Source organism: Gemmobacter serpentinus, from assembly GCF_008973825.1.
Taxonomy (GTDB): Bacteria; Pseudomonadota; Alphaproteobacteria; order Rhodobacterales; family Rhodobacteraceae; genus Gemmobacter; species Gemmobacter serpentinus.
This window is the reverse complement of record NZ_WCHR01000019.1, coordinates 77,449-98,277: the sequence shown is the minus strand read 5'-3', so window position 1 is coordinate 98,277 and position 20,829 is coordinate 77,449. Positions and strand designations below refer to the sequence as shown.

Here is a 20,829-nt window from a genome sequence, read left to right as displayed (position 1 = left end):
TCAGCCTCAGCCTCAGCCTCAGCCTCAGCCTCAGCCTCAGCCTCAGCCTCAGCCTCAGCCTCAGCCTCAGCCTCAGCCTCAGCCTCAGCCTCAGCCATCAGGGCAGGGCCGTCATATCCGGGTTCGGCTGAGTCGGCGCTTGCATCAGCACCGGCGGTGGACGGCCGCGAGATATCCGCACCGAGTTCGCTGGGTCCTGCCTCTGCGGATGCCTCATCTGCGGCGTCCGTGGCAGGGGGCCGATCTGCGTCTGCTTCGGCGCCTGTCGCTTCAGCGACGGCCATCGACGCGCCATCCCTGTCATCGGTCATATCCGCAGCAGGCCCGGCAACTTCTGTCGGTGCCGCCTCCTCCTCAAATGCCGGCTCCTCAGATACGGCTTCCTCAAATGTGGTCGCTTCTGCCAGATCGTCGGGGGGCAAGACGTCGGGTGAACGCTCTGCCACTTCCATCCCGTCCAATGCGGACAGATCTGCATCTTCGGGCATAGCGGCTTCGGTCACGGCGACCTCATTTACGGGCACAGGGGCAGCGACACTTTCATGATGCACCGCAACGGCATCGCGCGGCGCATCGGGCAACGGCATCTCGTCAGGCGAGAACAGCGACCACTGCCGCTCGGCCTCGCGGGGGCGCGCCTTGGGCCTGTCCGGTTCCGGCAGCTCGCGTTTCTGGGGGCGCGCTTCGTCGGCAAGCTCTGGCTTCGCCCACCCATCCTCTGGCGTCGTGGCATCCTCTTCCGGCACCTCGGCCCCATCCTTGGGCTGCAATGCTGGCCGCAATGCTTCACGCAGGGCTGCAGGCGTCTCGCCGGTCTCGACGGCGCTGCGCCAATCCGTCAATGCCACCACCTTTTCCGGGTCGGAAATCACCTGCGCGGGCAGGTCAATCGCGGCGATCAACGGATCCAGATCGGGATCGGCATCGCCGCCGCCAAGACCCGCAACATGCCGCACGCCATGATCGCGCAGGATCTTCTGCACGCCCCGGATGGTCAGCCCGTCCTCATGCAGCAATTTGCGGATGCCGGTCAGCAGCGCCACATCGGTCGGTCGGTAATAGCGCCGCCCGCCCGCACGTTTCACCGGCTTGATCTGCGGAAAGCGGCTTTCCCAAAAGCGCAGCACATGGGCCGGGGTCTCCAGAAGCTCGGCAACCTCGCTGATGGTTCGGAACGCGTCCGGAGACTTATCCATGTCAGATGTCAGCCCTTGTTGCCGCTGGCAACCCGGTCCTTCATCAGATGAGAGGGGCGGAAGGTCAGCACGCGGCGCGGGCTGATCGGAACCTCGTCGCCTGTTTTCGGGTTGCGCCCGACGCGGGCCGATTTGTCACGCACCGAAAACGTGCCGAAAGACGAGATCTTTACCGTCTCGCCAGCGACAAGCGCATCCGAGACGTGTTGCAGAACCGATTCCACCAGATCGGCGGATTCGTTGCGCGACAGACCGACCTCGCGGAATACCGCTTCGCTCAGGTCCATACGGGTCAGGGTCTTTTCACTCATCATTCCCCCCGGGGTTTTGCCATCAGATTGGGGGCAATGGGTTTTCGAGTCAATATCAACCACTTGCAGGACGTTTTGCAGCACGCATCCAGCGCATATTGCGCAGGCATTGCCGGGATTGTCCGCAAGGCCGAAACGCTTACCAGCGCAGCACCACCGAGCCCCAGGCGAGGCCGCCGCCAATCGCCTCGGTGACGATCAGATCGCCCTGCTTGATCTGGCCGCGCTCCACGCCGACAGACAGCGCCAGCGGGATCGATGCGGCCGAGGTATTGCCGTGATCCTGCACCGTCACCACGACCCGATCCATTGGCACCTGCATCCGTTTTGCGGTGCCTTCGATGATGCGGATATTGGCCTGATGCGGCACGATCCAGTCCACATCCTCGCTGGTCAGGCCAGCCTTTTCCAAGGCAGTATGGGCGGTTTCTGCAAGTTTTTCAACGGCATGGCGGAATACTTCCTTGCCCTGCATCCGCAGATGCCCGGTCTTGCCGGTGGAGACGCCGCCATCGACATAAAGAATGTCGCGCTGCCGGCCATCCGAATTCAGATCGGTCGACAGGATCCCGCGATCGGCTGCGGTGCCCGCGCCATCCTGGGCCTCCAGCACCAGCGCACCGGCACCATCACCGAACAGCACGCAGGTGCCCCGGTCGGTCCAGTCCATCAGCCGCGAGAAGGTCTCGGCACCGATCACCAGCACGCGCTTGGCCTGACCCGAGACGATCAGCGCATTGGCATTGGCCAGTGCGAAGACAAAACCGGCACAGACCGCCTGCACGTCAAAGGCAAAGCCCTTGGTCATGCCAAGACGCGCCTGAATCATCGTGGCGGCAGAGGGAAAGGTCAGATCGGCGGTCGAGGTCGCAACGATCAGCGCGTCCACATCTTCGGCGGACAGACCCGCCTGGGCCAGCGCCGCTTGCGCCGCACGGGTGCCCAGATCCGAGGTGGTCTGCCCCTCGGCCACGAAATGACGTCGCTCGATGCCGGAGCGCGACCGGATCCATTCGTCCGAAGTGTCGATCATCGATTCGAATTCGGAATTCGGGACAACCCGTTCCGGCAGGTAGTGGCCTACCCCCCTGACGACGGCACGAAGTGTCATTTTTGCTCACCGTTTTTCTGCTCGGAGCCATCCTGCCCCGCGGCTTCCGCGGATGCAAGCCGGGCGGCCAGCCGGTCATTGAAGCCCGACCGCGCCAGTTGGGCTGCCAGCCGGATCGCGGCGGCGACCCCGGTCGCGTCGGCCGAGCCATGGCTTTTCACCACCGTGCCATTCAGGCCAAGGAACACCCCGCCATTGATGCGGCGCGGGTCCATCCGGCTGCTGAGCCGTTTCAGCGATCGCATCAGCAACAGCGCCGCAAGTTTCGACAGGATGCCGCCAGTGAAGACCTGTCGCATGAACTCGGCCATCAGCTTGGCGGTGCCTTCGCCGGTCTTCAGGGCAATATTGCCGGTAAAGCCATCGGTCACGATGACATCAACCCGCGATGAAGGGATATCGCCCCCTTCTACAAAGCCCACAAACTCAAAGCCCGCTGCGTCCTGCGCCAGAACCATGCGGTCATGCGCCACTTTCAGCTCGGCCCGGCCCTTGTGCTCTTCGGTGCCGACATTCAGCAACCCGACGCGCGGGCGCTTCAGGTGCAGACCATTGCGGGCATAGGCCGCGCCCATGGTGGCATATTGCAACAGGTCTTCGGCCTCGGCGCGGATATCGGCCCCGACATCGAGCATGACATTGAAGCCACCCGGATTGCGCGAGGGCCAGAGACAGGCAATGGCGGGGCGGTTCACGCCCGCAATCTTGCGCAGGCGGATCATGCTGACCGCCATAAGGGCACCAGTATTGCCGCAGCTGACCGCGACCGTGGCCTCGCCATTCTTCACACTGTCGATGCAGGACCACATCGATGTGCCGTCGCCATGGCGCATCACCTGGCTGGGCTTGTCATGCATGGTCACCACGCGCGGCGCATGGCGCAGCGTGATGCGGGGGGCAAGATCGGAATGCGGGGCCAGCAGCGGTGCAAGCACAGCCTCATCCCCATGCAGGATGTAATCCAGCCCGAAATCGGCGCGCGCAGAATCAACAAGACCGGCAACAACCGCTGCCGGCCCCTGATCCCCGCCCATGGCGTCCAGTGAAATGACTGTGCGCGGCGCGCCCTCTTGCGGAATTTGGGTTCCGTTCGACATTGGCGGCCAGTCGGCAGGGGAGCGCGGCTTACGCCGCGTCCTCGTCCACGTCGACTTCCTTGCTCACGGCGACAACTTCGCGCGAGTCATAGTGGCCGCAGGCGCCGCAAACGTGGTGCGGGCGCTTCAGTTCGCCACAGTTGGAGCATTCTGCCGGGTTGCCGGCAACGAGAGCGTCATGCGAACGGCGCATATTGCGACGCGAACGGGTGACTCGGTTCTGAGGGACGGCCATGTCTCAACCTCGGGGTAGGAGGGGGCAAGCCCCTGTTTTCTTTCGTGAAACTTGAAACACCGCCCATGCGGAGCCCGTTGATTTCACCGTGTTTGTGAGGCGCGGAACATAGACGGATTCCTGTGGGGTGCAAGCCTTTTATTGCTCATGCCCCGCAGGCCGATTGCCTTGATGCGCTCAACCGTCGTCCTTCTGCCCCGATTCCAGTTTCTGTGCAAGGCTCGCAAGGCCGGAAAACGGCCGCAGATCCTCATCGCGCAGCGGAGCCACCCCTTTTCCGGTATAGACCGCCTCGCCGAGTTCGGCCTGCGGCGCGCGCGGATAGGCCGGAATGGAGAGCGACAGCGCCTCGATCGCCACCGCACCGGGATCGACCACGGCGGGCAGGGGTTCCTCGCTGTCATCTTCGGGCATTTCGATCTCGTCGCCCTCGGGGTCTGGCATATCGGCAAGATAGCGCCGCTCCACCTTTTCGCTGATGGCGGTGCGCACCGACACCAGCGTGACCGAACAGGGCTGTTCCACCTCGGCCAAAAGATCGCCGACCAGTTCCCAGTCGCGGCTGCGCAGCGGGCGCAATTCACCCTTGAAGGACAGGCGATGCAGTGCGGTCAGCCCGAGGTCCTGTGCGATGGCCGCGCGTTGCGCCTCATCGGATTCAAGGCGAAAGCGGGTGGGTTTGCGGGCGGCAAGGGCCGCGATGCGCAGCGGCTGGCTGAAGGGCTGGTCTGCGGCAGCGTCCGACATGCGGATCTCCTCATCACGGGTGGCAGGAGGGTGGCAGAGGCCGGCGGGGCCGTGCGTTCCTTCCTTGAACAATGGCCCGACCTTGCTGTAAGCCGGAGCCTGAGCCCTTGTGCTTGGGCAGTTGAGACGAGATACCGGGATAGGCGGCGGCGTTTGCCTTGGCAAGGCCCTGCTCCGGCAATGAACGGGAGCGATCATGGCTGAGGCACGCGATGTGCGGAACGGACGGCGGGTTGCCCCTTGGCTCGCCGCTGGCCTGCTGATGGTGACGCTGGTGGCCTGTGCCCCGACCTACCGGAATCACGGCTATATCCCTTCGGATCAGGAGATGGCGCTGGTCTCCATTGGTGACACCCGCGAGGCGGTGGCCGAAAAGATCGGCCGTCCTTCGGCCTCGGGTCTGCTCAATGATATCGGCTGGTTCTATGTGCAAAGCCGCTGGAAGCACTATGGTGCGCGCGAGCCGCAAGAGATCGACCGTCAGGTCGTGGCGATCACCTTCTCGCAGGGCGGCACTGTCAGCAATGTCGAGCGTTTCGGGCTGGAACGCGGCCAGATCGTGCCGCTGTCGCGCCGTGTGACCGACAGCAATATCAAGGGCGTCAGCTTCCTGCGGCAGATCTTCAGCTCGATCGGACGTCTGCGGGCGGATCAGCTGGTCGACTGACGCGACCGGCGAAACCCTGGACCGGGGCAGGAGGCCAGCTTGCGCGAGATCCGAATGGAGCCGTTGCGGAAGGGCCGTCTCTGCGCCCGGCTGGCCCGGTCGGATGCCGACATCGCGCGGGCGCAGGCCCTGCGGCATGAAGCCTTCTTTGGACGGCCGGGGCTGGATACCGATGGCTTCGATTCGATCTGCGGCCATATGCTGATCGAGGATGAGACCGGGGCGCTTCTGGCCTGTTATCGGCTGCTTGCGTGCCCGGCTTCCGAGATCGGGCAAAGCTATTCAGCGCAGTTTTACGATCTGACGCGGCTTGCGGCCTATCCGGGGCGCTGCCTGGAACTGGGGCGGTTTTGCGCGCGCCCCGGCCTGCCTGACCCTGATCTGTTGCGGCTGGCCTTTGGCGCGATGGCGCGGCTGGTGGATGGCTATGACATCGCGCTGCTGTTTGGCTGTGCCTCTTTCGCGGGGGCAGAGCCCGCGGGTCACGATACCGCGTTGCGGCATCTGCGTGCGGGCCATCTGGGGCCGCAGCGTTGGCGCCCCGATCGCCGCGCGGCCGAGGTGCTGGACCTGCCCGAAGGGGCGGCAGACCGGCGTCAGGCCCTGGCCGCGCTGCCGCCGCTGCTGCGGCTTTATCTCGGCATCGGCGGCTGGGTCTCCGATCACGCGGTGATCGACCGGGCGATGGACACGCTGCATGTCTTTACGGCGGTAGAGATCGCGACAATTCCCCCCGCGCGGCAGGGGCTGTTCCGCGCGGTGGCAAAGTCTTGAATTGGGCCTGACGCAGTCCGCCTGGGTTTATCCAGCCCGCCTTGACCTTGCGCTTGGGCATCGCTACCTCGCTGCCATGGCACGCGCACCCCTTCTTCAGCTTTCCGGCATCTCGCTCACCTTTGGTGGCAATCCCTTGTTCGAGGGGCTCGACCTCGTGGTTCAGCCTGGCGACCGGGTGGCGCTGGTGGGGCGCAACGGATCGGGCAAATCCACCCTGATGAAGATCATGGCGGGGCTGACCGAAGCCGATGTCGGCAACCGCGTGGTGCCGCCCGGTGTGACGGTCGGCTATATGGAACAGGACCCCGATCTTTCGGGCTTCGCCACGCTGGGGGATTACGCGGCCTCCGGTCTGCCGGAGGACGAGGCCTATAAGGTCTCGGTCGTGGCCGAAGGCCTGAAGTTCGATCCGGAAACCCCGGTCGCCTCGGCCTCGGGCGGGGAGCGCCGCCGCGCCGCCCTGGCCAAGCTGATGGCCGAGGCACCGGAATTGATGCTGCTGGACGAGCCGACCAACCATCTGGACATTCAGGCGATCCAGTGGCTGGAGCGCGAGCTGGCCGAAACCCGCACCGCCTTCGTGCTGATCAGCCATGACCGCGCCTTCCTGCGCGCGCTGACGCGCGCCACGCTCTGGGTGGATCGCGCCGAGGTGCGGCGCCGTGAGCAGGGGTTTGACGGGTTCGAGGAATGGCGCGAGCAGATCTGGGCCGAGGAAGACGAGGCCCGTCACAAGCTGGATCGCAAGATCAAGCATGAGGCGAAATGGGCGGTCGAGGGCATTTCGGCCCGGCGCAAACGCAACATGGGCCGGGTGCGCGCCTTGCAGGATCTGCGTGAACAGCGGTCATCGATGATCCGCCGACAGGGCACGGCGGCGCTGGAACTCGACAGCGGCACCACCTCGGGCAAGAAGGTGATCGACGCCAAGGGGTTGACCAAATCCTACGGCGACAAGGCGATCATCCGGGATTTCGATATCCGCGTGCTGCGGGGCGATCGCGTGGCCTTTGTCGGCCCGAACGGCATTGGCAAGACCACGCTCTTGAAGATGCTGATCGGGCAAGAGGCCCCCGATGCCGGTGAGGTCAGTCTTGGCACCAATCTGGAAATCGCGGTTTTCGACCAAAGCCGCGCGCGTCTGGACCCCGAGGCCAGCCTTTGGGAAAACCTGACCGGCGATCCGCTGATGTCGGTTTCTGGTGCCTCCGATCAGGTCATGGTGCGGGGCACGCCGAAACATGTGGTGGCTTACCTCAAGGACTTTCTGTTCAACGAATTGCAGGCCCGCGCGCCGGTCAAATCGCTGTCGGGTGGGGAAAAGGCCCGGCTTCTGCTGGCCAAGCTGATGGCGCAGCCGTCAAACCTGCTGATTCTGGACGAACCGACCAACGATCTGGATGTGGAAACGCTGGATCTGTTGCAGGATATCCTTGGCGAATATGACGGCACGGTGCTGCTGGTCAGCCATGATCGCGATTTCATCGACCGCGTGGCGACCACCACCATCGCGCTGGAAGGTCAGGGTCGGGCCACCGTCTATGCCGGCGGCTGGAGCGATTATCAGGCGCAGCGCGGCGCGGTCGAGGCCGAGGTGCCTGCGGCCAAACCGGCGGCAAAGCCTGTCTCGACGCCTGCGGCACCCGCCGCGAAAAAGCCGGATGGCCTGTCCTTCACCGAACGCAAGCGCCTTGATGCGCTGCCCGAGGTGATTGCCAAGCTGGAGCGCGAGATTGCCAAACTGGGCGAGTTGCTGGCCGACCCGGACCTATTTTCCAAGGATCCGGTGAAGTTCCGCAAGGCGACCGAGATGATGGCTGAGCGCCAATCCGCGCTGGAGGCCGCCGAAGAGGAATGGCTGGATCTGGCCGAGAAGGCCTGAGGCTTCCCAAAGTCGCGCGAAACCGCTATCCGGCAGCCCGGAGTGACCGAGGAGGCCCGCGATGATCAGGCTGTGGAACACAAGGACCCGCCGCGAAGAGGTGTTGCAGCCGCTGCAACCCGGCAAGGTCCGCATCTATGTCTGCGGCCCGACCGTCTATGACCGCGCCCATATCGGCAATGCCCGGCCTGTCGTGGTGTTCGACACGCTGTTCCGGCTGTTGCGCCATACTTACGGTGACGATCACGTTACCTATGTGCGCAATTTCACCGACGTGGATGACAAGATCAACGCCAAGGCCGCCGAAACCGGCCGCCCGATCCGCGACATCACCGATGAAACCATCGGCTGGTATCACGCGGATATGGATGCGCTTGGCGCGCTGCGCCCCACGCATGAGCCGCGCGCGACCGAATATATCCCGCCGATGATTGCGATGATCGAGGCGCTGATTGCCCGCGGCCATGCCTATGCCGCCGAAGGCCATGTGCTGTTCGATGTGCGCAGCTTTCCGGGCTATGGCAAACTGTCGGGGCGCTCGGTCGATGACATGATCGCGGGCGCCCGGGTCGAGGTTGCGCCCTATAAGCGCGATCCGATGGATTTCGTGCTGTGGAAGCCGTCGACCGATGATCTGCCGGGCTGGGACAGCCCTTGGGGTCGTGGGCGTCCGGGCTGGCATATCGAATGCTCGGCCATGAGCAAGGCGCTTCTGGGCGAGACCTTCGACATTCATGGCGGCGGGATCGACCTGCAATTCCCGCATCATGAAAACGAGATCGCGCAAAGCTGCTGCGCCAACCCTTCTGGCGCGTTCGCCAATATCTGGATGCATAACGAGATGCTACAGGTCGAGGGCAAGAAGATGTCCAAATCCTTGGGCAATTTCTTCACCGTGCGCGACCTGCTGGATCAGGGCTATCCGGGCGAGGTGATCCGCATGGTCTATCTCGGCACGCATTACGCCAAACCGATGGACTGGACGCATGAGAAGGCCCAGCAGGCCGAGGCAGCTTTACGCAAATGGCGGGCGCTGACCAAGGGGGTGACCCCCGGCGCGGTGTCGGACGCGGTGGTGGCCGCGCTGTCGCAGGATGTGAACACGGCGGGCGCTTTGGCGGAACTGCACCGACTGGCTGCGGCGGGTGACGCCGCGGGCCTTTTGGCCTCGGCCCAGCTGATCGGGTTGCTGGAGCCCGCGCTTGGGGCTTGGGCCGAGGTCACGGTGGATCTGTCGGCGCACGCAGCAGCACTTGCGGCGCTTCGCGAGAATGCGATGCAAAGCAAGGACTTCTCTGGTGTTGATCGGATGAAGTCTGAACTGACCGCTGCCGGGGTCGAGGTGCGCATGTCCAAGGCCGGGGTGGAGCTGCTGCCCGGCACCGGGTTTGATCCGGCCAAGCTGCCGGTGCTGTGATGGCCCCGCGCGTCTATCTCGACTGGAACGCCACGACGCCGCTGCGCCCCGAGGCCCGCGCCGCGATGATCGCGGCGATGGATGTGGTGGGCAATCCGTCTTCCGTCCATGCCGAAGGTCGCGCCGCCAAATCCTTGATGGAAAAGGCGCGCGGCCAGCTCGCGGCCGCCCTTGGCGCGGACGGCGCGGATATCGTCTTCACCTCTGGCGCGACCGAAGGGGCAGCGCTGGCGGCTGCCGGTCAGGGCCTGCATTGCGGCGATATCGAACATGAGGCGGTCAGCGTCTGGTGCGCGCCGGACCTCCGCGTCGATGCCGCCGGTCAGGTGGCGGTGGCGGACCCGGCCTGCACCGCGCTGCAATATGCCAATTCCGAGACCGGCATCGTGCAGGCCCTGCCGGAAGGCTTGGCGCTCTGCGATCTGACGCAAGGTTTCGGCAAGCTGCCCTTCGCCTTCAACTGGCTGGGCTGCCGGATGGGGATCGTTTCGGCGCATAAGCTGGGCGGGCCAAAGGGAATCGGTGCGCTGATCCTGCAACGCGGCATCGACTTGCAAGCGCAGCTTAGGGGGGGCGGGCAAGAGATGGGCCGCCGCGCCGGAACCGAAAACCTGATCGGTATCGCCGGTTTCGCCGCCGCCGCCGAGGCCGCCGCGCGCGATCTGGCCGATGGTGTCTGGGAGCGGGTGGCTGAAATTAGAAATATTCTAGAGTCAGCATTGTCAGCCGCCGCGAATGAGACTATTTCCGTCGGGAAAGGTGGCGCGCGGCTGCCCAACACGCTTTGCCTCGTGACGCCCGGCTGGAAGGGCGAGACGCAGGTGATGCAGATGGACCTGGCAGGCTTTGCCGTCTCGGCGGGTTCTGCCTGTTCCAGCGGCAAGGTTCGGGCCAGCCGGGTTCTGCGCGCCATGGGCTTTGACGAGATCGCGGCCGCCTCGGCGCTGCGGGTCTCCATCGGGCCCGACACAACCGAAGACCAGGTGCTGCGCTTTGCCGATGCCTGGACCGCACAATATCGCAAGACCCGCGCGCGGGCCTAAGGAGGGATAGATGGGGCTGGAAACCGAAGACCAGATCGAGGTCCGCGACGGCGTGGATCGCGAGACCATCGAGACCGTGCAGGCCATGGCCGGCAAATACAAGCACGGCTGGGAAACCGAGATCGAGACGGAATATGCGCCGAAAGGTCTAAATGAGGACATCGTGCGCCTCATCAGCGAAAAGAACGGCGAACCGCAATGGATGCTGGACTGGCGTCTGGCCGCTTTTGCCCGCTGGCAAAAGATGGAAGAGCCGCGTTGGGCGATGCTGAACTATCCTGAAATCGACTATCAGGATCAGTATTACTACGCCAAACCCAAAAGCATGGATGCCAAGCCCAAAAGCCTGGACGAAGTTGACCCCAAGCTGCTGGCGACATACGAGAAACTCGGGATTCCGCTGAAAGAACAGATGCTTCTGGCCGGTGTTGAAGGCAGCGACGAGCCGCGCAAGGTGGCGGTCGATGCGGTGTTCGACAGCGTTTCGGTCGGGACCACCTTCAAGGAAGAGCTGAGGAAGGCCGGGGTCATCTTCTGCTCGATCTCGGAAGCGATCCGCGAATATCCCGATCTGGTGCAGAAATATCTGGGCTCGGTCGTGCCGCAAAGTGACAACTTCTTTGCGACGCTGAACTGCGCCGTCTTCTCCGATGGCAGCTTTGTCTATATCCCGGAAGGCACGCGCTGCCCGATGGAGCTGAGCACCTATTTCCGCATCAATGCCGAGAATACCGGGCAGTTCGAGCGCACGCTGATCGTGGCCGAAAAGGGCTCTTACGTCTCCTATCTGGAGGGCTGCACCGCGCCGAAGCGCGACACCCACCAGCTGCACGCGGCGGTGGTCGAAATCGTGATCCTCGACGATGCCGAAGTGAAGTATTCAACCGTCCAGAACTGGTATCCGGGGGATGAAGACGGCAAGGGCGGCATCTACAACTTTGTGACCAAGCGCGCCGATTGCCGGGGTGCGCGGTCCAAGGTGATGTGGACGCAGGTCGAGACCGGCTCGGCGATCACCTGGAAGTACCCGTCCTGCATCCTGCGCGGCGAGGAAAGCCAGGGCGAGTTCTATTCGATCGCCATCGCGAACAATGCGCAACAGGCCGATACCGGCACCAAGATGGTGCATCTGGGCAAGAACACCAAATCGCGCATCGTCTCCAAGGGGATCAGTGCGGGCCGCGCGCAGAACACCTATCGCGGCTTGGTCACTATGCATCCCAAGGCGTTGAATTCGCGGAACTATACGCAATGTGACAGCCTGCTGATCGGTGACAAATGCGGGGCGCATACCGTGCCCTATATCGAGGTGAAGAACAATTCTTCCCGCGTCGAGCACGAGGCCACCACCTCCAAGGTCGATGACGATCAGCTGTTCTATTGCCGCTCGCGCGGGATGGATGAGGAAGAAGCGGTGGCGCTGGTGGTGAACGGCTTCTGCAAGGAAGTGCTGCAAGCCCTGCCGATGGAATTTGCAATGGAGGCGCAGAGCCTCGTCGCGATCAGCCTTGAAGGCTCGGTCGGCTAAGCTATGCGCCCGGTGCGGGCAAAAGAATGAAGGGCGAAAAAATGCTGGAAATCAAAAACCTGCACGTCAAACTTGAAGAAGACGACAAGGTGATCCTGAAGGGCGTCGATCTGACCGTCGAGGCGGGCAAGGTCCATGCGATCATGGGCCCGAACGGCTCGGGCAAGTCGACGCTGAGCTATGTCCTGTCTGGGCGTGACGGTTATGAGGTCACTGATGGTTCCGCCACGCTGGATGGCGTGGAGCTGCTGGAGATGGAGCCGGAAGAGCGCGCGGCGGCGGGCCTGTTTCTGGCCTTCCAATACCCGGTGGAGATCCCGGGCGTCGGCAACATGACTTTCCTGCGCACCGCTGTGAACGCACAGCGCAAGGCGCGCGGTGAGGCCGAACTGTCCGCGGGCGATTTCCTGAAGATCGTGCGCGAAAAGGCCAAGGCGTTGAAGATCGACGCGGAAATGATGAAGCGTCCGGTCAATGTCGGCTTCTCGGGCGGCGAGAAAAAGCGCAACGAGATCCTGCAAATGGCCATGCTGGAACCCAAGATGTGCATCCTGGACGAGACCGATTCCGGTCTTGACGTGGATGCGATGAAGCTGGTGGCCGATGGCGTGAACGCCCTGCGCAGCGAAGGCCGCGCTTTCCTGGTTATTACGCATTATCAACGGCTTCTGGACCATATCAAACCCGATGTGGTGCATATCATGGCCGATGGCCGTATCATCAAGACCGGCGGGCCGGAACTGGCGCTTGAGGTTGAGAACAACGGCTATGCCAATCTGCTGGCCGAGGTGCAGTGATGGCGGTCGCGCAGGCGAAACTTGATGCCGCTGTCGCGCGGCTGGCCGGGCTGGATCTGCCGCAGGGCGGCTGGTCTGGCGGGGCTCGCGCCGATGCGGTGGCGCGGCTGCAGGCCATGGGTCTGCCCGCGAAGCGCGATGAATATTGGCGCTACACCGATCCGACCACGCTGACCGCAGCGACGCCGGTTGCAGCAGCCCCGTTTGATGCCAGCGACGAGGCCCAGCTGTTTGACGCGATTGACCGCGTCCGGCTGGTCTTTGTCGATGGTGTGTTCGATCCGGCGCAATCGGATGATCCGGTAGCGGCGGGGGTCGAGCTTCTGAGCCAGGCGGCGGATATCCATTGGGCGCAGGGGCTTTACGGCACGCTGGAGGCCCGCGGGCAGAACCCGGTGGCGCGCCCCCTGGCCGCGCTGAACACGGCTGCCGCGACTGAGGGCGTGCTGATCCGGGTCACAGGGCAGGTCGCGAAACCGATCCATCTGGTTTATCTGCAAGAATCAGATACTTCCGATGCAATCCTTCATCACTGTGTGAAGCTGGAGGAGGGTGCAGAGCTGACCCTTCTGGAAAGCGGCCCCGGTGCGGCCCGCTTCAACCAGGTGCTGGAGGTCGAGGTCGCCGATGGCGCGCGCTTCCACCATATCCGCATCCAGGGGCGCGATCACGACCGCCGTCTGGCGACCCATATCTTCGCCCGTCTTGGCGCGGAATCGCTGTTCAAGAGCTTTACCCTGACCGCCAATGGCGTGATGACCCGCAATGAGGCAGTGTTGGAGCTGACCGGTGATGACGCCATGGCGCATATCGCGGGCGCGGCCCTGGGCAATGGTGATTATCACCATGACGACACCGTTTTCATCACCCATGCGGCCGAGCGGTGCGAAAGCCGTCAGGTGTTCAAGAACGTCCTGCGCAATGGCGCGGTTGGCGTCTTCCAGGGCAAGATCCTGGTGAAGCCGGGCGCGCAGAAGACCGATGGCTATCAAATCAGCCAGTGCCTGTTGCTGGATGAGGCGGCGCAGTTCCTCGCCAAGCCCGAGCTGGAAATCTACGCCGATGACGTGAAATGCTCGCATGGATCGACTTCGGGCGCGATTGACGACACGGCACTTTACTATCTGCGCTCGCGCGGTGTGCCGCTGCGGCAGGCGCAATCGCTCTTGGTGCTGGCCTTCCTGGCCGAAGCCATCGACGAGATCGAGGATGAGGGCATCGCGGGCGAAATCCGTCTGCGGCTTGAGGCTTGGCTTTCGCGGCAAGATGGCTGATGTCAGTCACCTCTGACATCATCGAAAGCTGGCGCCGCCCGCGCAACGTGGTGCGGCGCCATCTGGCGCGCGGCAAGTCGGAGGCCTTTGCCTTCAGTCTGCTGTTCGTCTTTCTGCTGATCGCCTTTATCGCGCAGTATCCGGCGGCGATGCAGGTGGCGCGGCTGGACCCTGAGATTCCGTTGCCGCCGCAATTGCTGGGCCGGGCGCTTGGGCTTTTGGCGATGATCCCGGCCTTTTACCTGCTGGCCGCCGCCTCGCGGCTGATCGGCATGGCGGCGGGCGGGCGTGGCAGCTGGTATGGCGCGCGCATCGCATTGTTCTGGGCGCTCGTCGCGGTCTCGCCGCTGGTCCTGCTGATCGGTCTGGTGACCGCAATGATCGGCCCGGGGCCGCAACTGACGGTGACCGGCATCGTGGCCTTTGCCGGGTTTCTGTTCCAATGGGTCATGGGCCTTATGGTCGTCGAACAGGGGGAATGAGATGTTCAATGTCGAGGCCGTGCGGGCCGATTTCCCGATCCTGAGCCGCCAGGTCAATGGCAAGTCATTGGTTTACCTGGACAATGGCGCATCGGCCCAAAAGCCGCAGCTGGTGATTGACGCGATCACCCAAAGCTATGCCCATGAATATGCCAATGTGCATCGGGGCCTGCATTACCTTTCAAACCTTGCCACCGAGAAATATGAGGCGGTGCGCGGCAAGATCGCGCGTTTCCTCAATGCGCCGTCGGAGGAAGAGATCGTCTTCACCAGCGGCACGACCGAGGGGATCAACCTGATTTCCTATGCCTGGGCCGCACCGCGCCTGCAACCCGGCGACGAGATCGTGCTGTCGATCATGGAACATCACGCCAATATCGTGCCTTGGCATTTCCTGCGTGAGCGGCAGGGCGTGGTGCTGAAATGGGTTGAATGCGATGCCAATGGCGATCTGGACCCGCAGGCGGTGATTGACGCCATCGGGCCGCGCACCAAGCTCGTCGCGATCACCCAGATGTCGAATGTCACCGGCACCGTGGTGGATGTGGCCGCGATCTGCCATGCCGCCCGTGCCAGGGGGGTGCCGGTTCTGGTCGATGGCAGCCAGGGCGCCGTGCATATGCCGGTGGATGTGCAGGCCATGGGCTGCGATTTCTACGCCATCACCGGGCATAAGCTATACGGACCAAGCGGTTCCGGCGCGATCTTCATTCGGCATGAGCGGATGGCGGAGATGCGGCCCTTCCTTGGCGGTGGCGACATGATCCGCGAAGTGTCACGCGATGGGGTGAGCTATGCCGATCCGCCGATGCGGTTCGAGGCGGGCACCCCCGGCATTGTGCAGCAGATCGGGCTTGGCGTCGCGCTGGATTACCTGACCGGCCTTGGCATGGAGAATGTGGCGGCGCATGAGCGCACTTTGCGCGATTACGCACGTTCGCGTCTCAAGGGTTTGAACTGGCTGAACATTCAGGGCGATTCGGCCGGGAAGGGTGCGATCTTTTCCTTCACCATGCAGGGGCCAGCCCATGCGCATGATGTTTCGACCGTGCTGGACAAGAAGGGCGTGGCCGTTCGCGCAGGCACCCATTGCGCCATGCCGCTCTTGCAGCATTTCGGCGTCGGCGCGACCTGCCGGGCATCTTTCGCCCTCTATAATACGCAAGCTGAGGTCGACAAGCTGATTGAGGCGCTGGAACTGTGCCACGAGCTTTTCGCCTGATTTCAGGTTGCGCGCCTGCGCCGCATCGTCTATTGAAACCGCAATGCACCCATAGCTCAGCTGGATAGAGCGTTGCCCTCCGAAGGCGGATGTCAAGTCCGGCAATGTGAACGAGTGAGTAAAAAAGTAGAAGTAAAACAGTAACTTGCGGGCTTCGATTTTTGGGGTTAACACTCGCTCGAAAACCGCGTAAGCACTGCGTAAGCAGTAGGCACCCATAGCTCAGCTGGATAGAGCGCCACCCTCCGAAGGTGGAGGCCTCAGGTTCGAATCCTGATGGGTGCGCCATTCTCCCCTAATCGTTGATTGCTGGTTCTTCGAAACGGGCAGAGAATCTCCCGTGCTGCGGCGGATGGCGAGAATGTCAGCGGGAAATTCACCAGCGAACGATAATCCCTTTCTCGCAAGCTAGTCTCTACGGTGAAGGTGACATCGGCCAAGGTGCCTAGGTCAAGCACCTGCTCCATAGTTTTATCGGGGCGGAGCCGCAGACTTCCTGAGCGAACAGGACCAATCGACTAGCTGTGTGCGAACATGCTCGGGACGAAAGCCAAGTCCGATGAGGCGGCCGGTCAGCCGGGGCAACAGTGGCGACCGGGCAATCAGGCGCATGAAGAGAGGAGGCTTCGGACTTCGTGCGCTGTCTGCCTCACCCGCACGCTTTCGGCTGCGCATCATCAGTTGTAGTTTTTGGGTCGCTCTGGTTGGAAAGGCGCGTCGGCGCTGCACGGCCTCCAGCAAGCGCGTTTTCATTCGTCCTTCGCGCAAGGCTTCAGCCAGTAGGTTGGCCGTCGCTATAGCGTCCTGAATAGCGAGGTTCACACCAACGCCGCCAATCAGCGACATGGCGTGTGCGGCATCCCCGATAAACAACAGGCCGGGTTTCCACCACGTCTTCAGGCGGTCGATCCGAACGCTCAGCAGATGCACGTCATCCCAAGAGCGGATCTCCTTGAAGCGGTCCGCAGGCAAAGGTGCGACCTCAGCGATCCTTGCGCGAAGCGCACCAATTCCGCCGTCCTTCAGCGCGTCGACGGTCCCCTTGGTGATGACGTAGCCGCACTGCCAGTAGTCGCCTCGGTCGATCAGAACCAGCCCCTGTCGCGGGCCGGCATGGCTCATCGCTTGCTGGGGATCGCCGGCCTTTTTCGAGACCTTCATCCATAGAATATCTGTGGCCGTGCCAAAGCTCTGAAACTCAAGTCCCGCAGCCTTGCGGGTGGCGGAATTGCGTCCGTCGGCACCGATTACGAGATCGGCATCAAGAACCAGATTGCGGTCGCTCTGGCGAGCATTCACGCCGACAACTCGACCTGCTTCCCAACGGAGCGACGTTATCTCGGTCGACATCAGCAAGCGGAAGCGCGGAAATCCCGCTGCCTTCCGTGCCAGAAAATTCAGGAAATCCCATTGGGGCATGAACGCGATGAACTTGGCGCGCGTCGGCAGTTTGGAGAAGTCTGCGATCGTGACCTTGCGTCCTTCGATCTCAGCGTGGAGCTGATAGGCTTTCTGATGGGGAAGCGTGAGAAGTTCGTCGAGATAGCCAAGCTCGTGCATTGCTTCGAGTGTCGAAGGATGGATGGTATCTCCACGAAAATCGCGCAGGAAGTCCTGGTGCTTCTCGATGACCGTTACGTCGACCCCGGATCGGGCCAGAAGGAGTCCGAGCATCAGGCCGGCCGGTCCCGCCCCCACGACGACGCAGCTCTGGCTCCTTTCCAGATTGGAATAAAGGTATCTCAACTCCATACCTCCTGTCGTTTCGAGGCTAGTGGAGGGGCTTATCCGCATGATCTGTCGCCGTGCTGCAGCAATAGGGCGCGTCGTCCCCATCGCTCTCGCCTTCGGCGACCCGCTTGATCACCTTTTCAAGGTCTTCCAGTTGAGCGATCTTCTCCTCGACGGAAGCGAGCTGCTGTTTTGCGATACGGAGTGCCTCGGGCGAACGCGAGGCCGAGACGTCGGCTAGATGAAGCAGATCCCTGATCGCATCGATGTCAAACCCGAGATCCCGCGCCCGGCGAATGAACAGTAATCGTTTGACCGCATCATGATCGTAGCGTCTCTGATTGCCCTTGTTTCGCAAGCCCTCGGGCAAGAGACCGATCTGCTCGTAATAGCGGATCGTTGGAATCTTGACCCCCGTGATCTGGGAGAGTTTGCCGATGCCCAGGTCCATGGCTGTTGTCCTTTCTGAAGGGTGGTGCCAGTTCATGAATGGGTTTTCCGAGCGCGATGTTCGCCGTTGCTACGATTGGTTCCGGCCGGGCAAAGCCGCCCGTCAAGTTTGACGGACGGCTTCTTCGACGGGAGGGATCAGTAGCTCTCGGCTGGTATCAGGGGGCGTGAAGACGTGCCGTCGTCACGTTCGTCGTCGTTCGACTTCGCCCCCTTGAAGCGCAAGAGCCGGAGCGCATTCAGCGTCACGATCGCGGTGGCGCCGGTATCGGCGAGGACTGCGATCCAGAGGCCGGTGATCCCTAGGACGCTGGTAACGAGAAACAGGCCCTTCAGCGCCAAAGCGAAGACGACGTTCTGATGGATGTTGGCCATTGTCGCACGGGACAGCGCCACAAGATGGGCAACATCCGTCACTCGGCTCTTCAGCAGGGCGGCGTCCGCCGTCTCGATTGCCACGTCGGTTCCGCCGCCCATGGCGATCCCGACATCGGCGGTTGCGAGCGCAGGGGCATCGTTGATTCCATCACCGACCATAGCCACCTTGGTCGTTCGTTTCATCTCGTTCACGAGATCGAGCTTGTCCTGCGGCAGAAGCTCGGCGCTCCATTCGATACCAAGACCCTTGGCGATCGCCTGAGCGGTGCGCCGATTGTCGCCGGTCAGCATCACGGAACGAACGCCCATCGCTTTGAGCCGGGCAATCCCCTCGGGCGCGTCTCGCCGCGGTTCGTCGCGCAAGGCGATCAGGCCGATTGCTTCCCGCGTCCCCTCATCAAAGAGGACGGCAACGGTGTTGCCGCGATCTTCGAGCCCTTCGATTGCGCTCTGCTCGTGCTTACCGATCACTACCACGTTCGCGGCATGGCTCGGGGAGCCGACGGCAAGGCGGCGCCCGACGACCGTGGCATGGACTGCCTTCCCGGCCGTCGCAGAGGCGTCCTGCGCCGGAGGGACCGCTATGCCGGAAGCCTCTGCTCGGTTGATGATCGCCTTGGCAAGCGGATGGCTGGAACCCGTCTCGACCGCTGCCGCCAATGCGATGACGTCCTTCTCCTCGTTCTTGCCGAAGGCCACCGTTTCGGTGACGCGCGGCTTGCCCTCAGTAAGCGTCCCTGTCTTGTCGAAGGCGATAGCATTCACCTTGCCGATGGTTTCGAGGGCGTTGCCGCCCTTGATCAGCAGGCCGCGGCGGGTGCCGACGGCAAGGCCCGAGGCGATCGCCGCAGGCGTCGAGAGAACGAGCGCGCAGGGACATGCGATCAGCAAGAGCGCGAGGCCGCGATAGATCCAGGTGTCCCAATCGCCGCCCATCGCCAGTGGCGGCACGATGACGATCAGCGCAGCGATCAGCATCACGGCCGGGGTATAGTAGCGGCTGAAATTCTCGATGAAACGTGCGGTAGGAGCCTTGGCGGACTGAGCCTGCTCGACGAGCTGGATGATGCGCGAGATCGTGTTGTCGGCAGCGGCCTTTTCGACGCGAACCTTGAGAACGCCATCGACATTGATGGACCCAGCATAAATGCTCTCGCCCTTGGCTTTGGCGCGCGGGACCGATTCTCCGGTGATGGGCGATTCGTCGAGGCTGGAAGTGCCTTGGACGATCTGTCCGTCGGCCGGCACTCGGTCGCCGGGCCGCACAAGAACAAGGTCGTTCACGCGCAAGGAAGTCGCCGGGACGCTGCGCTGAGCGCCGCTGGGATCAAGCAGAATTGCGGTCTTTGGCACCAGCGACGCAAGGGCCTTTATGCCAGCGCGAGCGCGTCCGGCTGCAACGCTTTCAAGCAACTCGCCGACCGCGAACAGGAACACCACCGCAGCCGCCTCTTCGGCCTCGCCGATCACCAAGGCGCCGATCGCGGCCACGCTCATCAGTGTCTCAATCGAGAATGGCGACCCTGACGTCGCGAGAGCAAACGCCTTGCGGGCGAACGGCAGGACGCCTGCGACGACGGCGAGTGCAAAGATCCACTCTGCATAGAGGGGGATAAACTGGGCGATGAGGTAGGCCGAGCCCATCAGCAGACCGAGGCCGATGACGTGCTTGCCCTTGCGAGTCTGCCACCAGCGTTGATTGCGCATGGCTGGCGCGGGCGCAACGTCCACGGCGACGTCGGACGAAGACGAAAGTTCGCGTGTGTTGGATACCCCGAAGCCGAGGCTCTTGATGGTCCTTTCGATGTCGGCAACCTTGGTGCCCGAGCCGGGAACCAAGTTGAGTTCAAGCATTTCGGTCGTGAAGTTCACGCGAATGTCGGAAACATCGGGCATTCTTGCAAGTGCGACTTCGATCTTGCCGACGCAACTCGCGCAATCCATGCCCTCGACCCGCATCGAGACATTGGGCGGAGATGTCGGATCTGTGCGCGAGACCGGCGTTTGCGCGAGCTGACCATGATCGTGGCCACCGCAGTCGCTGTGATCATGATGATGCGCATGGTGGTGATCGTGCCCATGATCATGCTCACCGGAGCAGCCGCTGTGGTCATGCCCGCTGTGCGCTTCGGAATGCCGGGCGGGCGTCGATGGAATGACGGCGGGCGGTAGCTCGGTCACATCGAAGCCGAGCGCGCGGATCTTCCTGGCGATGTCGTTCGACGTCGTTGTGCTGGCCGTATCGCGGGAAAGCTGCAGCGTCTCGGTGGCAAAATTGACGGTAACGTCAGTGATGCCTCCCAGACGGTTCAGTGCAGTCTCGATCTTGCCGACGCAACTTGCGCAATCCATGCCCTCGACGCGAAAGCCCAAGCGCTCACCGCCGCTAGGTGCTGAAAGTCCCGTTGTCATTCCGATCTCCTTTCTCACCACGCGGTGGGCGCGTGCGCAGGCCCCGCATGGCCACGAAAGGAGTCAATACCA

19 protein-coding genes and 1 tRNA gene are annotated in these 20,829 nt (G+C 62.9%); 11 read left to right on the top strand and 9 right to left on the bottom strand.

The features are described 5' to 3' along the window. The 6 genes from GBJ34_RS21225 to GBJ34_RS12865 form a co-directional block, all read right to left on the bottom strand. A partial coding sequence (locus GBJ34_RS21225) for a MerR family transcriptional regulator (RefSeq protein ID WP_226341159.1) occupies positions 1-1,196 on the bottom strand: 1,196 nt, incomplete at its 3' end. Positions 1,197-1,204: 8 nt separating this feature from the next. Further along, a complete protein-coding gene (gene ihfA / locus GBJ34_RS12885; RefSeq protein WP_151719621.1) occupies positions 1,205-1,507 on the bottom strand; it encodes an integration host factor subunit alpha in 303 nt (100 codons plus the stop codon). Positions 1,508-1,646: 139 nt separating this feature from the next. Continuing rightward, positions 1,647-2,618 (bottom strand): beta-ketoacyl-ACP synthase III, encoded by a 972-nt coding sequence (locus tag GBJ34_RS12880; protein ID WP_151719620.1) that lies wholly within the window; start codon positions 2,616-2,618, stop codon positions 1,647-1,649. Next, a complete protein-coding gene (gene plsX / locus GBJ34_RS12875; RefSeq protein WP_151719619.1) occupies positions 2,615-3,715 on the bottom strand; it encodes a phosphate acyltransferase PlsX in 1,101 nt (366 codons plus the stop codon). Before plsX ends, GBJ34_RS12880 begins: the two co-directional genes overlap by 4 nt. Positions 3,716-3,743: 28 nt before the next feature. Beyond that, positions 3,744-3,950, bottom strand: coding sequence for a 50S ribosomal protein L32 (gene rpmF / locus GBJ34_RS12870; protein ID WP_151719618.1), 207 nt, complete (start codon positions 3,948-3,950; stop codon positions 3,744-3,746). A gap of 177 nt (positions 3,951-4,127) precedes the next feature. After that, positions 4,128-4,697, bottom strand: a complete 570-nt coding sequence (locus GBJ34_RS12865; RefSeq protein ID WP_151719617.1) for a YceD family protein — start codon at positions 4,695-4,697, stop codon at positions 4,128-4,130. A gap of 196 nt (positions 4,698-4,893) precedes the next feature. Here GBJ34_RS12865 and GBJ34_RS12860 point away from each other — a divergent pair, with 196 nt between their 5' ends. From GBJ34_RS12860 to GBJ34_RS12810, 11 genes are all read left to right on the top strand, one after another. Next, positions 4,894-5,364 carry an outer membrane protein assembly factor BamE gene (locus tag GBJ34_RS12860; RefSeq protein ID WP_151719616.1) on the top strand — a complete coding sequence of 157 codons (471 nt, stop codon included), beginning with the start codon at positions 4,894-4,896 and terminating at the stop codon, positions 5,362-5,364. Positions 5,365-5,403: 39 nt separating this feature from the next. Continuing rightward, the gene (locus GBJ34_RS12855) at positions 5,404-6,138 is read left to right on the top strand and encodes a GNAT family N-acetyltransferase (RefSeq protein ID WP_318843228.1); all 735 of its coding nucleotides are present in this window, start codon (positions 5,404-5,406) and stop codon (positions 6,136-6,138) included. Positions 6,139-6,214: 76 nt separating this feature from the next. Then, positions 6,215-8,023: an ABC-F family ATP-binding cassette domain-containing protein gene (locus GBJ34_RS12850; protein ID WP_151719615.1), complete on the top strand. Its 1,809-nt coding sequence runs from the start codon at positions 6,215-6,217 to the stop codon at positions 8,021-8,023. A 61-nt stretch (positions 8,024-8,084) separates the two neighbouring features. After that, positions 8,085-9,440: a cysteine--tRNA ligase gene (gene cysS, locus GBJ34_RS12845; protein ID WP_151719614.1), complete on the top strand. Its 1,356-nt coding sequence runs from the start codon at positions 8,085-8,087 to the stop codon at positions 9,438-9,440. Continuing rightward, positions 9,440-10,483: a cysteine desulfurase family protein gene (locus tag GBJ34_RS12840; RefSeq protein WP_151719613.1), complete on the top strand. Its 1,044-nt coding sequence runs from the start codon at positions 9,440-9,442 to the stop codon at positions 10,481-10,483. The genes cysS and GBJ34_RS12840 overlap by 1 nt, the downstream gene beginning before the upstream one ends. Before the next feature lie 10 nt (positions 10,484-10,493). Further along, complete coding sequence (sufB, locus tag GBJ34_RS12835; RefSeq protein ID WP_151719612.1) at positions 10,494-12,011, top strand: Fe-S cluster assembly protein SufB; 1,518 nt, start codon at positions 10,494-10,496, stop codon at positions 12,009-12,011. Positions 12,012-12,052: 41 nt separating this feature from the next. After that, positions 12,053-12,808 carry a Fe-S cluster assembly ATPase SufC gene (sufC, locus tag GBJ34_RS12830; protein ID WP_151719611.1) on the top strand — a complete coding sequence of 252 codons (756 nt, stop codon included), beginning with the start codon at positions 12,053-12,055 and terminating at the stop codon, positions 12,806-12,808. Further along, a complete protein-coding gene (gene sufD, locus GBJ34_RS12825) occupies positions 12,808-14,082 on the top strand; it encodes a Fe-S cluster assembly protein SufD (RefSeq protein ID WP_151719610.1) in 1,275 nt (424 codons plus the stop codon). Before sufC ends, sufD begins: the two co-directional genes overlap by 1 nt. Then, on the top strand, positions 14,082-14,564 hold the full coding sequence (locus GBJ34_RS12820) for a YIP1 family protein (protein ID WP_151719609.1): 483 nt from the start codon (positions 14,082-14,084) through the stop codon (positions 14,562-14,564). The genes sufD and GBJ34_RS12820 overlap by 1 nt, the downstream gene beginning before the upstream one ends. 1 nt (position 14,565) lies before the next feature. Beyond that, entirely contained in the window at positions 14,566-15,786 is a 1,221-nt protein-coding gene (locus GBJ34_RS12815; protein ID WP_151719608.1) for a cysteine desulfurase, read from the top strand. 211 nt (positions 15,787-15,997) lie between these two features. Further along, positions 15,998-16,074 (top strand) — tRNA-Arg (locus tag GBJ34_RS12810). A gap of 183 nt (positions 16,075-16,257) precedes the next feature. On the opposite strand, the gene GBJ34_RS12805 is transcribed toward GBJ34_RS12810, so the two are convergent. The 3 genes from GBJ34_RS12805 to GBJ34_RS12795 all read right to left on the bottom strand — a co-directional run bounded on the left by GBJ34_RS12805 (position 16,258) and on the right by GBJ34_RS12795 (position 20,757). Next, positions 16,258-17,538 (bottom strand): FAD-dependent oxidoreductase, encoded by a 1,281-nt coding sequence (locus GBJ34_RS12805; protein WP_080620530.1) that lies wholly within the window; start codon positions 17,536-17,538, stop codon positions 16,258-16,260. A gap of 19 nt (positions 17,539-17,557) precedes the next feature. Continuing rightward, positions 17,558-17,968, bottom strand: a complete 411-nt coding sequence (locus GBJ34_RS12800) for a MerR family transcriptional regulator (RefSeq protein ID WP_080620529.1) — start codon at positions 17,966-17,968, stop codon at positions 17,558-17,560. Between the two features lie 137 nt (positions 17,969-18,105). Next, entirely contained in the window at positions 18,106-20,757 is a 2,652-nt protein-coding gene (locus GBJ34_RS12795) for a heavy metal translocating P-type ATPase (RefSeq protein ID WP_080620528.1), read from the bottom strand. Positions 20,758-20,829 lie beyond the last annotated feature (72 nt).